General features: G+C 37.0%; 7 protein-coding genes. 2 read left to right on the top strand and 5 right to left on the bottom strand.

Annotated features, from left to right (window positions below; translation table 11 throughout):
* Nucleotides 1-24: 24 nt before the first annotated feature.
* Nucleotides 25-1,254, bottom strand: a complete 1,230-nt coding sequence (locus tag FN817_RS19505; protein WP_142719391.1) for an aminotransferase class I/II-fold pyridoxal phosphate-dependent enzyme — start codon at nucleotides 1,252-1,254, stop codon at nucleotides 25-27.
* Nucleotides 1,255-1,411: 157 nt separating this feature from the next.
* On the opposite strand from FN817_RS19505, the gene FN817_RS19500 reads away from it, so the two are divergent.
* Entirely contained in the window at nucleotides 1,412-1,870 is a 459-nt protein-coding gene (locus FN817_RS19500; RefSeq protein ID WP_142719390.1) for an Lrp/AsnC family transcriptional regulator, read from the top strand.
* Between the two features lie 24 nt (nucleotides 1,871-1,894).
* Here the strand turns inward: FN817_RS19500 and FN817_RS19495 are convergent, their stop codons facing one another.
* The 4 genes from FN817_RS19495 to FN817_RS19480 form a co-directional block, all read right to left on the bottom strand.
* Nucleotides 1,895-2,980 (bottom strand): serine hydrolase domain-containing protein, encoded by a 1,086-nt coding sequence (locus tag FN817_RS19495; protein WP_142719389.1) that lies wholly within the window; start codon nucleotides 2,978-2,980, stop codon nucleotides 1,895-1,897.
* A gap of 214 nt (nucleotides 2,981-3,194) precedes the next feature.
* Nucleotides 3,195-4,223 (bottom strand): bestrophin family protein, encoded by a 1,029-nt coding sequence (locus tag FN817_RS19490; protein ID WP_142719388.1) that lies wholly within the window; start codon nucleotides 4,221-4,223, stop codon nucleotides 3,195-3,197.
* Between the two features lie 206 nt (nucleotides 4,224-4,429).
* Complete coding sequence (locus tag FN817_RS19485; protein WP_142719387.1) at nucleotides 4,430-6,502, bottom strand: alpha-ketoacid dehydrogenase subunit alpha/beta; 2,073 nt, start codon at nucleotides 6,500-6,502, stop codon at nucleotides 4,430-4,432.
* 75 nt (nucleotides 6,503-6,577) lie between these two features.
* A complete protein-coding gene (locus tag FN817_RS19480) occupies nucleotides 6,578-8,719 on the bottom strand; it encodes a S8 family peptidase (protein WP_142719386.1) in 2,142 nt (713 codons plus the stop codon).
* A 264-nt stretch (nucleotides 8,720-8,983) separates the two neighbouring features.
* On the opposite strand from FN817_RS19480, the gene dnaE reads away from it, so the two are divergent.
* Nucleotides 8,984-13,651, top strand: a complete 4,668-nt coding sequence (gene dnaE, locus FN817_RS19475) for a DNA polymerase III subunit alpha (protein ID WP_142719385.1) — start codon at nucleotides 8,984-8,986, stop codon at nucleotides 13,649-13,651.
* The last annotated feature ends 268 nt before the right edge of the window (nucleotides 13,652-13,919 follow it).

Genomic DNA, 13,919 nt, shown 5'->3' with positions numbered 1-13,919 from the left:
TTGGAACAGCCTTTTTACAATAAATTAGGATATGGAAATGTTTTCATGGTGGTTAAGAACACCTACTTTCAGCATACACTCCTTCATTTTATGGTACGTTCTTTTAATATCGTGGTCAAGGCCGATGGAGAATCTGATCAATCCGTCAGAAATCCCTATAGATGCTCGTTCTTCCTCTGGAATTTCAGATGAAGTAGACTTCCCTGAGCATGAGAATAGTGTTTTATAGAAGCCTAAACTTACTGCAAGATAGCCAAGGTTTTCTGCCTGCATCAGCTCCATCAGTTCATTGGCTTTTTCTGTGGTGCCTGCATCCAGAGTCAGTAATCCTCCGTAGCCGTATTCTTCATGAATCATGCTTTTCATTAACTCATGGTTTTTGTGCGATGATAATCCCGGATAAGATACCTTTAAGCCATCTGCCTCAAATCTTTCAGCAAGATACATGGCATTGTGGCTATGCTGTTTTATTCTGATATGTAATGTTCTCAGGTTTTTTAAGATACTTGAAGATCTTAAGCTGTCCATGGTAGGTCCAAGAAGCATACAGGCTCCGGAATTTACATTTTTAGTATCATCAATAAATGCCTGTGTTGCACAATATACACCTCCTACCGTATCACTGCTTCCGTTGATGAACTTTGTTAAACTATGGATCACAACATCTGCCCCGAATAACGTTGGAGAGATTGAAAGAGGAGAGAAGGTATTATCTACAATCAGTTTCAGATTGTGTTTTTTACAGATTTCAGAAAGTTTTCTAAGGTCTGCCACCTCAAGAAGCGGATTGCTTACACTTTCACAGTAGATTACTTTAGTATTGGGAGTGATAGCATTTTCTATAGACTCAAAATTGTTGATATCAACAAAGCTGGTTGCAACATTAAACTGAGGCATGAAGTTTTTAAGAAAAGCATACGTTCCTCCGTAGATGGTTCTGCTTGAAATAATATGGTCACCACTTTTGCACACCTGCATCAAAACCGAAGTAATAGCTCCCATTCCTGATGCTGTAACGTTGGCAGATTCCGTGTTTTCCAACTTGGCAAGAGCCTGCGCCAGATAAAGATTCATCGGGGATGAATGTCTGGAATACAGGTAGCATCCTTCTGCATTTCCTTCGAAAGTATCAAACATGGTCTTTGCAGAAAGGAATGTATAAGTAGAACTATCAGAGATAGAAGGATTTACTCCTCCGAATTCCCCAAAATACTGAAGATCCTGGATCTCGTTGGCTGCGTTAAAGTTTTCCATAAATATTGTTTTTATTTTATTGTTCCAATTTGCACTAATTTGCTAATTATTACAACATAAATTTGAATTTATAGAAAATAAAACTGTAAAATATTGTTTGTTTAGAAAAATTATTTAGTATCTTCGATATTGTTAAACTTTTACCAAAAAAATATCTATGGAACTTGACGAAATTGATAAGAAACTGTTACTTTTTTTGCAGGATGACTGTAAGCAAACCACCAAAGAGCTCTCCGGTAAGCTTGGATTATCTGTTACTGCAGTTTATGAGCGTGTGAAAAAGCTTGAAAATGCGGGTGTCATATCAAAATATGTAGCTTTGTTGGACAAGAGTAAAGTTAAGAAAAATTTTATCGTTTTGTGTCATGTAAAATTAAGCCAGCATAAAAAAGAATTTGTTCTGCAATTTGAAAAAGAAGTCATGGATTTACAGGAAGTTACTGAATGCTTTCATGTGAGCGGAGATTATGATTATATCCTTAAAATAGGGGTGAAAGATATTGAAGACTACCGTAATTTTATGCTGACAAAGCTTACAACGCTGCAGCACATCGCAAGCACACATAGCTCATTTATGATTTCTGAGGTTAAAAATACAACGGCGATTGTATTGTAGATTATTGAAAATTTTCCTGCTTAGCTATTGGTTTTCTTTCGTTATTTTATCAATAAAATAATGAAGTCTTTTAATGTCTGCTCTTCCTTTGTTTTTATCATTTAAAAAGCAGGTCGTCACAATAACCATTTTTAAATCCGGGATGACACAGATGAGCTGACCGCCATAGCCGGTTGCTACAATAGCCTGATGTCCGTTGGTTTTTCTTCGCCACCAATAATAGCCATATCCGTTGGCATTAGGCATTACATCCCATGAATCCAGCTTTACCTGTTCAGAAGTGGATTCCTGAATCCATTTTGGAGAGACAATCTGTTTGCCGCCAAGCTTTCCGTTGTTAAGGATCATGGATCCAAACTTCAGCATATCATCTGGTTTCATAAAAAGTTCTGAGCCAGCAAAATTTCTGTTCATGGAATCTGTGTCCCATCGGGTAACATTCATTTTTAAAGGCCTGAAAAGATTTTCTGTCGCAAATTGTTTCAGATTGGTCTTTACAATTTTTGCCAATGCAGCACCAAAAAGATGAGATTCCCCGCTGTTATAGTTGAATACAGTACCCGGATATTCTTCAAAAGGAAGATCCAGCACAAATTTTACAGGATCACCGGAAAATGACATGGCTGTTGAAATTTTTGAATTTTCAGTCCAGTCGAAACCGCCTTGCATGGTCAGGAGATTTTTTAACGTTAATGTATTTCTGATAGAATCATGAAGAACTTTCCCTTCAATATTGGAAATGTTTTTAAAACTGCTTCTTGAAATATTATATTCCGGAAGGATTTTTAAAACCGGAGTATTGAGATTGGGCAGTATGTTTTTATCTTTTGCTATCCCTGCCAAAACAGAGACGATGCTTTTGGTAACAGACTTTATACTGAAGACTGTTTCTTTATTCGCTCCGTGAAAATACTGCTCATAAATTACCTTGTCATTTTCAGAAACAACAAAAGATCCCAGAGACGGAATGCTGTCATTGATTTCTTTGGTGAATTGGTCTGTGAACTCTTTGGGTAATTCTTTGTTGAAGGCAGTCTGTGCTTTCAATTCAGAACAGAATAGGGTAAGACACAGCATTGTCATAACCTGCAGTATTTGCTTTGATCTCATTGTTTAAAAAAGAAGGGTACATTATTAGTTGGTGAAAAAATACATTAAAATCTGTCCGAAACAGAACTGTAATTCAATTTTGGACAGATTTTAGCTGATGTTTTCAATTCCTCTAAATTATGAAAAACAATGAAGTTTTAAATATGTTTTAAAGAATATTTTTAATTTTTTTAATGATTTCAGGGTGTGAAATAGTCTACTTTTAAGAAAGAAATTAAACCAACACTCCGTTTTTAGAAGAAATAGGATCCGGAAGATCGGTTTCTCCGCTCATCTGAAGGAGGTCAATTTCAATGGTTCTGCAGATGGAAAGCATGGGAACGTCAAACATCAATCCTGCAAAAGGGTTTTCAGAATAATCTCCCACCAGTTCCATAATAATGTAGATCCATCCGATAATGATACAAAATGGAATAGAAGTCCATATTCCCCAATCACCAAGCTTTGCAAACTCATTCACTAGTCCCAACGGGAGAAGCATGATAAAAAGAATATTGAAAACAAAGGCTGTACTGGCAAACTGCCTTGGAGAAGGGAATTTTTTGATTCTTTCGGCCTGTCCCTGGAAATTATAGAATTCATTCAGAGCGTTCTGCAGCTGAGTCTGGTTGAATTCTGTAATCGCACCCATGTTTTTAAGCTCATTGATGTCTTTAGCCTGTTGAGATACCAGGTAGGTGGCGAAGTTTTTGTAATCATCTTTAAGTTCATATTCTTCCTCCGAAAGGTATTTATGGAGGAAAATAGGAGCTCTTCCGTAATCCGGGAATCCAGCTTTGATCAGTCTGTTTCTTCGAAGGTTGATATTCCCGAATTTCTTTTCTGTACTGATATGTTCCCATTCTGTAGGCACCAAAAGCTGTTCACGGAAAGTATATAACCATGCAATATGTCGGAAGACGATTCTTTTTTTACGGTCTTCAAGATCAAAAACGCCAATTCCTTCATTTTTGGTATCAAAAGCATATACCATAGAAGCAAATGAACGGCTTGAATTCACAATACCGCCCCAGATTTTTCTGGCTTCCCAAAGCCTGTCATAAGCCTGGTTATTTTTAAAACCAACAAGGAATGCTTCTGCTGTACCAATCAGTGCCACAGGAACCCACGGAATTGTCATCCAGTGCCAGTTGAAGAAATAAAAGAAAACAGCAATCAATGTACACCAGATAGAGATTAAGACAAGATGTATACCTGCTAGATTGAGAACCTGTTTATAATTGACGTATTTGGTTGTGATCATAAAGATAGATGTGTTTTGCGTGTAGAGACAAAATAAATACCAAACTGTGATGGGTTTTGTTTTGTAATGCCTGTCAGGTAATGGATAATCGGGTTTTCTTGGTTGATAATAGTCTAGGATTGAGATTGATAATCTTAAATAAATGTAGTGAAAAAAATGCATAAAAAAACCTCTAAAAATTTTAGAGGTTTTAATTTTATGTAAAATTAATATTTCAGCAATTCTTCGATCTTACTGCTGAGCTTTTCAGCATTAGGAAGCATTTCTTTTTCCAGTATCAGGTTAATTGGGACAGCTGGAACATCCAGTGATCCCATGGTTTCTACCGGTGCATCAAGATATTTGAAGCAGTTTTTAGAGATACGGTGGGCAAAAGCTTCTGCAAAAGAGTTGTTAAGCTGTTCTTCTGTGAGAACGATACATTTTCCGTGAGCCTTTACTCTTTCAAAAACAAGTTCTTCATCCAGAGGAATTAATGTTCTTAAGTCAATCACTTCAACTCTTCCGTTGAAATTCTTAGCGGCTTCTTTAGCCCAGTAAACTCCCATTCCGTAAGTAACCACTAATAAGGTTCTGCCTTTTTCAGTTTCCTCCTTATCAGCTTCGATGATTACTTTACCTTTTCCAAACGGAAGAACATAATCTTCAGCTGGTTCTATCGTTTTAGCATCTTCGGTTCCCGGAACTTTACTCCAATATAATCCTTTGTGCTCCAGCATTACTACCGGGTTCGGATCGTAATAAGCTGCTTTTAACAGACCTTTAAAGTCTGCTGCATTACTTGGATATGCTATTTTGATTCCTTTAATATTAGCTAAGATACTTTCAACACTTCCGCTGTGGTAAGGACCACCACCGCCATATGCTCCGATAGGAACACGGATGATGTTGCTTACAGGGAATTTTCCGCCACTTAGATAGTTGGATTTTGAAATCTCTGTGATTAGCTGGTTGATTCCCGGATAAATATAGTCAGCAAACTGAACTTCGACAATTGGTTTTAAGCCCACAGCACTCATTCCCGCTGTAGATCCAATGATATAAGCTTCCTGAATGGCTGTGTTGAAAACTCTTTTGCTTCCGAATTTTTTTCCTAAAGTAACCGTTTCACGGAATACGCCACCAATTCTTTCACCTACATCCTGTCCGTAAAGAAGAGCTTCAGGGTGTTTCCACATCAGTTCCTGAATCGCGTGGATGGCAGCATCCACCATTACAATTTTTTCTCCGTTGGCTGGTTCACGTATTCCTGCTTCCTCAGTAATAGGAGTAGGAGCGAAAACGTGCTGCATAACGGTTTCAGGCTTTGGATCTTCTGCATTTTTAGCTTTTTCAAAAGCTTCTTCTGCTTCCAGGCGGGCCTTTTTTGTGATCTGCTTTAAAAGATCTTCATCAGTACCTGTTTCCAGTAAATGTTTTCTAAGGATTTCTCCCGGATCTTTAGCTCTATGTTTAGTTAAATCTTCTTCGTCTCTATAGAATTCTCTTCTTACTCCTGAAGTATGGTGGCCGATCAAAACTGTTTTTGCGCAAACGACTAAAGGTTTTCTTTCGGTTCTTACAAAATCTACGGCTTTCTTCATCGCTTCGAAACTTTCTACGAAATCTGTTCCGTCAACTCTCATTCTGCTCAATCCGGTGAATCCGGCAACAAAATCATAGGCATCACAGGTTCTCGCTTCGTCCTTCGTTACGGAAATTCCCCACTCGTTATCCTGTACAAGGAAGATGATAGGAAGCTGATGTAAAGCGGCAAACTGTAAAGCCTCACTCACTTCACCTTCTGTCACAGAATTGTCTCCAAGGCTGCAGACCACAACAGGATTATTTTCGAACTCCTGCATATTGAAGTCCTGAATGTATTTGATTCCCTGTGCTACTCCTGTAGTAGGGATCGTTTGCATTCCGGTTGCAGAACTCTGGTGAACAATCTTAGGTTTGTTTTCATCTCTGCTTGAAGGATGGGAATAATAAGATCTTCCTCCGGAAAAAGGATCATCGGCTTTAGCCAGTAATTGAAGCATCAACTGATAAGGTTCAAAACCAATTCCTAAAAGAATACTCTCGTCTCTGTAATAAGGAGAAACCCAGTCTTCTTTCTTTAGCTGATAGGCTGTTGCAAGCTGTATTGCTTCGTGGCCTCTTGAAGTACTATGAACGTATTTACAGATATTTCTGTTTTCTTCGTAAATATCAGCCATTGCTTTGGCCAGCATCATATGATTATACGCTTTGAGCAATATATCCTGAGAAACTTTTTCGTGAAGTGCATTTTCCATAGGAAGCAAATATACACAAAAAAACAAAATACTAACAACTGTTAGTATTTTGTATAAAATCTTTGTAGATATAGGTTATTCCTTGATCACTTTTTTAGAAATAACATCTTTGTCTGTTTTTACTTCAATGATGTATATCCCTTTTGTATAAGAAGATAAATCTACTGTTTCCTTCTCATTATTAATAGTACCACTTTGTAATTTCTTACCAGTAAGGTCATATACATTGAATGTAGATTTTTTAGGAGCTTTCAGAATGTTTGTAAAATCTTTCGTTACCGTAGGAGCAATGGCAAGACTGCCAAGAGAGTTTGCAGCATCCTTAGTTCCTAATAACTCAGTAAATCCGGTTACTATGACAGAATAGTTTTGAGGAACATTACCTCCTGTATTGTTTTTCAGTATTCCTTTATTGGTGATCTCTATTTTATAAGTTCTTCCGGCAACCGGAGCATCAATTACAACCTGTTCCACATTATCTACAGTATTGTCTCCTTTGGTAGCGGGAGTCATTGGATTGTTGGCATCCAGTTTCCATGGATAATAAACCGTATTGGTAGTAGTGTCTGTAATTTTCAGATCCAGATCATTAATCAGTTTGGAACTTCTGTTATTGTAAATATTACTCCATTGATTAGTAAAGTTGGTAAACTCAGGATCTATCCATGATATCGTAACTTTTAAGGGTTCAGAGCCGGATGCTTTTACTGTTTTTACATTGGCAACCCCGCTGTTTAATGTTTCATCATTAAAGATAATACTGTTGTTGGATTTCCCTACAAGAAGTTCAGCTCCTTTCTTTGCATCAATAAACCCCCAACCAAATTGTGGATCAGGGCCAATATTTCCTGCTTCTTTCGCTGAGTGTACCATTAAGGTTTTTGCTGATGCTGCATTCAATAAGTTTCCGGAAAACAGTTGTTTGTTAATCTGGGTCCAAAGTCCAACGATCCCTGTTACTACAGGTGCAGAATAAGAAGTCCCATCACCTATACTAATTGTACTGCCTCCAGTGGCGTTATTGTCTGTCCATGCACTGGCAACACTTGTTCCTACAGCGGTAATATCCGGTTTGATACCTCCGTCATCTCTTGGTCCTGCACTGCTATAAACGGAATGGATAACATCTGAAGAGTTTGTATATCTCCCATCATTAGTTGTAATTCTATCCGCTGCTGCTACAACGATAATATTTTTCCCTAAAGAGCCAATTCCTATACAGTCATACCCTTGAGCGCAATTATTGGGAGGTAAAACATCGGTTGCGGTGAATTCAACCAGATTTCCCGAACTATTTTTATAATATTTTTTATAAGTGCTTGTATCAGCACTAGGTCCTTCACCAAATGAATTCCCTGCGGACTTTACAATAATGTATGATGGATTGTTGTATACAATCTGATCATAATCACGGTCATTGGTATGATAAGTTCCCTGAGCATCAAATGTAGTATTGGGGCTTGAAAATGCTCCATTCCATACCCATGAAGGTTCATTATTAATCAGTTGAGGATCTGCCCATCCCTGATTGGTTCCATAGGAATGATTAGAAATATTGGGTTGGGCTGTTGTGATTTTTTGAAATACTGTTTTTTGGGTAGTTTCGCCGTCCAGAACAGAAGTTCCAAAAGCATAAGCATCTATAGTAGAGTTTGGTGCAATCCCTTTGAAATTAACCTGTCTTGTTGTACCATCTGTAAACGTTACAGTGTATGGGTAATCTTTTGCACCTATAAAGCTGGAAACAGCTGTTGCATGATCCCCATAGTTGACAGTGCTGCTTTCTTTGTTCGTTATTCTATTGGGTAAATTATTAAAAAAAACGTGACCAGCAAATACTCTTGCTACTCCGGATGAGGTGCTTCCGTCGAAAATGGTGAACTTAATACCCTCTCCATTAAAGGATCCTGTTAAACCTGTAATAGTTCCTCCCTGTAAAAAATCAGAATTGGAGTTTTTAATCTGGTCCATATCATGAGCTTGAAAAAAATAAGGTCTGTTATCGGGTAAAAATCCTGCCAGATTGGTTCTTTGCTGCTCAATCTCTTTTAAAACTTCAGTTGTTTTATTAGAGCCATATCGTTTAGATACATAAGAATCAAACCTCTCATTGTTGTCTATTCTTTGACGTTCTAATTTTCTAATTAATTCTTCATTATTTTGTGCACTTGTCAATGTAATGATCAATGTGCTGATTAAAAGTAATTGTTTCTTCATTTTTGAGTAATAAATTGTAAAAATTATAGTTGGTCAAATTTATAGCAAAAAGCTGATAACTAGTTGGTTTTGGTAAATAATTCTAATTTTTTTAATAATATTTTAATATTTTATTTTATACTTCTTTGAGTTGTTTATATTTTTAATAAAAACGTATTGATTTTGTTATTGGGAATTATGCTTTATTCTTAATGTTTGGTGTAAATTATTTGGAAAAAATGGAGTAACTTTACATTCTCTTTTATAAAAAAGTTAGAACATTATATGTATTTAATTTTTGACACAGAAACAACAGGTTTACCAAAAAATTTCAACGCTCCGCTTTCAGATTCGGAAAACTGGCCAAGAATGGTTCAGATTGCATGGCAGGTACATGATGATGACGGGAATTTGGTTGAAAACCAGGATTATATAATAAAACCTGAAGGATATGATATTCCCTTCAACGCAGCCCGTATTCACGGAATTACTACGAAAATTGCCAATGAAGAAGGTCGTGACCTTGAAGAAGTTTTAAAAGAATTTGCTGAAGTTTTAGATAGAGTAAGAGTCGTTTCCGGACACAATGTGGAATTCGATTACAATATCGTAGGAGCAGAATTTTACAGAAAAAACCTTAAAGATAATCTGCAGGAAAAACCCAAAGCAGATACCATGATTTTGGGAACCGACTTCTGCCAGTTAGGCGGAGGAAGGGGTGGAAAATACAAATCTCCAAAACTTGAAGAACTTTATGAAAAGCTTTATGGAAGTAAGTTTGATGAAGCCCATAATGCTGCAGCTGACGTAAATGCTACGGCAAGGGCTTTCTTTGAAATGATAAGAATTGGAGTGGTTCCCGCAGAAACATTAAAGATTTCTGAGGATCAGCTGGCGTATTTCAAAAGCCTTTATCCGGATCCGATAAAACCTTTCAATATTGTTATCAGAAGGCAGGTTGCAGATTTTCATAATAAGAAAAAGCAGCAGGATTTCGGAAGAGTTGATGAAATTGATCTGGGCAAATATTTCAATTTTGACAATCACAGTGTTTTCTCAACATTAATGGCAACTTCCAGCATTAATGATTTAATTAAAAAAGCTACGGATGACAATTTCCCTGCCGTTGGAATGGTGGATTTGGGAAATATGATGGGTGCTTTTAAATTTGTTTCAGCAATTGAAGGGGCAAATGCTGACCGTGCAAAAAAGCATAAAGAATATCTGGCGAAAAAGCAGGAAGCAGAGGAAAACGGAGAAGAATTTTATGAGGCTGAGCCTGTTTCAGAACCTTTGATTCCTGTTGTAGGCTGTGAATTTTATATTTCAGACCGTTACGAACAGAAGCAGTTTACCAAAGATGATCCTGACAGAAGAACGCAGGTGGTTTTGCTGGCGAAAGATTTTGAAGGATATAAAAACCTGGCAAAACTTTCAAGTATCGGTTTCTTAAAAGGATTCTATTTTGGAGTTCCTAGGATCAGCAGGGAATTGATTGCTGAGTATAAAAAAGGTTTAATTGCCCTTACTTCCGGAATTCTGGGAGATATTCCGGATGCTATTTTAAATACCGGTGAGCAAAAAGGGGAGGAGCTTTTCAAATGGTGGAAAGATACTTTTGAAGATGACTTTTATGTTCAGATTCAAAATCATAAACTGCCTGAAGAAGAGCATTTAAATGATGTTTTACTGCATTTTGCAGATAAATATAATGTTAAAATCTTAGCCCAAAACGAAACTTTTTATACCAATAAAGACGATTCTAATATTCAGGATATTGTAAGCTGTATCAAAGACGGGGAAAAATTGACAACTCCTGTCGGAAAAGGCTTTGGAAAGAGAAGAGGATTGGCTACCGGAGAATATTACATTAAAAATTCTGACGAAATAAAAGAAGCGTTTTTAGCTTATCCGGATGCTTTTGATGCTTATGAAGAATTCACTGCAAAATTTAAACCTTATACTTTAAAAAGAGACGTTTTACTTCCAAAATTCGATATTCCGGAAGAATTTATTCATCCCGAAGATGAGATTGATGGTGGAAAACGTGGTGAAATGGCATATTTGAGGCATTTAACATATGAAGGAGCGAAAATAAGATATGCAGATACCGGAATAACGGACGAAATTAAAGAACGTCTGGATTTTGAGCTGGAAGTAGTTGCTAATACAGGATATCCGGGTTACTTCCTGATTGTACAGGATTTTTGTAATGAAGCAAGGAAAATGGGTGTTTGGGTTGGCCCGGGCCGTGGTTCTGCTGCAGGTTCTGCTGTGGCATATTGTACAGGAATTACTAACGTAGATCCTATTAAATATGATTTGCTTTTTGAGAGATTTCTGAATCCGGAAAGGGTTTCCATGCCGGATATTGATATTGACTTTGATGATGAGGGACGTGATAAAATCATCAAATGGGTAGTTGAAAAATATGGTAAAAATCAGGTAGCACAGATTATTACGTACTCTGTTTTGGGGGGGAAATCTGCGATAAAAGATGCAGGAAGAGTATTAGATGTTCCTATTCCTGATACGAATAATATTGCAAAATTAATTCCGCCAAGCCCGGGGATGAACATTGCGAAAGCTTTATCCAAATATGATAAGTTAAAACCGGAAGAACAAATGCTTGTTGATGAAATGAGATATGTTCTGAATAGTCCGGATGATGCCCGCCATGATGTACTTGCGAGTGCGAAAAAAATGGAAGGCTGTATCAGAAATACCGGTATTCATGCCTGCGGGGTGATTATTACTCCGGAAGATGTAAGTAATCTTGTGCCCGTTACCATTGCTGCAAAAGATGCGGATATTCTGGTTTCACAGTTTGATAACTCCGTGGCGGAAAGTGCTGGTCTTCTGAAGATGGACTTCCTGGGGTTGAGAACTTTGACGATCATTAAGGATGCATTGAAGCTTGTAAAGGCAAGATATAATATAGATATTGATCCGGATCTTATTCCGCTTGATGATGCCAAAACATATCAGTTGTTTAAAGAAGGACGAACAGTAGGGATTTTTCAGTATGAAAGTCCCGGAATGCAAAAATACATGAGGGAGCTTAAGCCAACGGTTTTTGCTGACCTTATTGCCATGAATGCTTTGTATCGTCCGGGGCCAATCAAATATATTCCAAACTTCATTAACAGAAAGCACGGAATTGAAGAGATTGTTTATGACTTACCGGAAACAGAAGAATATTTAAAAGAAACCTACGGGATTACCGTTTATCAGGAGCAGGTAATGCTTTTGTCCCAGAAATTGGCCAATTTTACAAAAGGTGAAGCCGATACTTTGAGAAAAGCGATGGGTAAAAAGCAGATTGATGTCCTTAATAAAATGTACCCGAAATTCATTGAAGGAGGGAGAAAGAACAACCTGAATGAAGAAAGGCTGGAGAAAATCTGGAATGACTGGAAAGCCTTTGCAGAATATGCCTTCAACAAATCTCACTCTACCTGCTATGCATTTATTGCTTACCAGACAGCCTACCTGAAAGCCAATTATCCTGCAGAGTACATGGCGAGTGTAATGAGTAATAACATTAACAATACGGATTCAATTACCATGTTCATGGAGGATTGTAAAAGTATGGGTGTGGATGTATTAGGACCGGATGTAAATGAATCTCAATATAAATTCTCTGTAAACGAAAAAGGGCAGATCCGTTTCGGGTTGGGAGCAATCAAAGGGATTGGGGAAGGTCCGAGTGAAGGAATTACACGGGAAAGAGCGAATGGAAGATTCAAAAATATTTATGATTTCTTTGAAAGAATTCTGCCTTCGCAAATGAATAAAAGGGTAGCGGAAAGTTTGGTACTTGCGGGAGCTTTTGATGAATTGGATTCTTTCCACAGAGGTCAGTATTTTGATATTGATATGTCTGGAAGAACCAATCTTGAAAGATTGATCAGATACGGACAAAGCTTCCAGGAGAGTAAAAATGAGATGGAGCATTCTCTTTTTGCGGATTTTGCAGAAGAAGTTCAGATTGAGCAGCCGAAACTGCCACCCTGCCCGGAATGGCCAAATATGCATAAGCTTAATAAAGAGAAAGAAACGATTGGATTTTATCTCTCTGCGCATCCTTTGGATGAATTTAAATACCAATATCAATTTATGCAGGGGCAGCTTTCTAAAAAGTCTGTATTGGAAAAAGATGAGGAAAAAGTAGTCATAGATGAAGCGCCGATTCTGGAAAAAGACTCTACTGATGAGGTTGCAGATCTTATAGAAATTGTTTCTGATGACATTGTTGCCGGTGAAGAGGAAGAGATCATAGAAGAAGTTACAAAAAAAGCTGAACCGAAAGGCGTTTTTCATTTTTTGAATCTTGATGAAGTAGATGCTTATAAAGAACAGGCTTTTGCCAATAAACAGGAGGAACTTTTTGAAGAAAAGAAAAAAGACTGGAAAACCCTGCAAAAAGAAAGAGAAAACGGTGGCGGTGGAAAAGAATATACTGTTGCCGGTCTGATCACGGAATATGTGGTGAAAGATGGTTTCAGAAGTGGCGAGAAAGTAGCTTTTGTAACCCTGGAAGATTATTCGGGATCGTATTCATTCAGATTGGGAGACCGGGATTATATGAGGCTGAAGGAAAAGCTGGAAGTTCAGAGGTTTGTTATTTTCAAAATAAAATTCGCTCAGGTGAAAGATGGAAGAGTCTTTGTAAATGTAAATGATGTGATAGAACTTCAGGAAGCATTCGAACGATTTGCGAAGAGTATTTCCTTGGTTATGGATGTTATGGATGTACGGGCTGAAGATCTTGACTTTTTCAGAACGGTTCTTGATAGGAACAAAGGAAATCAAAAGCTGAAGTTTTTTATTAAAAATCTTGAAGATGATTCCCATATTGAAGTACAGTCAATGAAACATTCGGTGGATTTGAATGGGGATTTGATTAAAGAAATTCAGCTTCTTAATAAATATGAGTTTTATTTAAACTAGAAAAATAGACAATAAGTATAGAGAGTGACCAAAAGTCACTCTTTTTTTTGTTTGTGTATTATAAGTTTTGATGAAAATTTATAAATAGTTTTTTATAATAAATAGAAAAATTTTCTACAGTCTATTTTAATGATATACTATATTAATTATTTGATTGTTAGTGCTTTAATCATTTTTCAACAAATTGCGAAATAAATATTTAAATTAAATAAACGTTTGATTTTATTTGATTTTGTGAATGTAATTGGCTATTTATTATTAAAATTTT

This window comes from Chryseobacterium rhizoplanae (assembly GCF_900182655.1).
In the GTDB taxonomy this organism is placed as follows: domain Bacteria; phylum Bacteroidota; class Bacteroidia; order Flavobacteriales; family Weeksellaceae; genus Chryseobacterium; species Chryseobacterium rhizoplanae.
The sequence above is the reverse complement of the archived record's forward strand: the minus strand, read 5'-3'. Positions and strand labels throughout refer to the sequence as shown.

Coding starts and splice junctions, on each gene's coding strand:
- FN817_RS19505 (WP_142719391.1), bottom strand. CDS start 1,254: ATGGAAAACTTTAACGCAGCCAACGAGATCCAGGATCTTCAGTATTTT.
- FN817_RS19500 (WP_142719390.1), top strand. CDS start 1,412: ATGGAACTTGACGAAATTGATAAGAAACTGTTACTTTTTTTGCAGGAT.
- FN817_RS19495 (WP_142719389.1), bottom strand. CDS start 2,980: ATGAGATCAAAGCAAATACTGCAGGTTATGACAATGCTGTGTCTTACC.
- FN817_RS19490 (WP_142719388.1), bottom strand. CDS start 4,223: ATGATCACAACCAAATACGTCAATTATAAACAGGTTCTCAATCTAGCA.
- FN817_RS19485 (WP_142719387.1), bottom strand. CDS start 6,502: ATGGAAAATGCACTTCACGAAAAAGTTTCTCAGGATATATTGCTCAAA.
- FN817_RS19480 (WP_142719386.1), bottom strand. CDS start 8,719: ATGAAGAAACAATTACTTTTAATCAGCACATTGATCATTACATTGACA.
- dnaE (WP_142719385.1), top strand. CDS start 8,984: ATGTATTTAATTTTTGACACAGAAACAACAGGTTTACCAAAAAATTTC.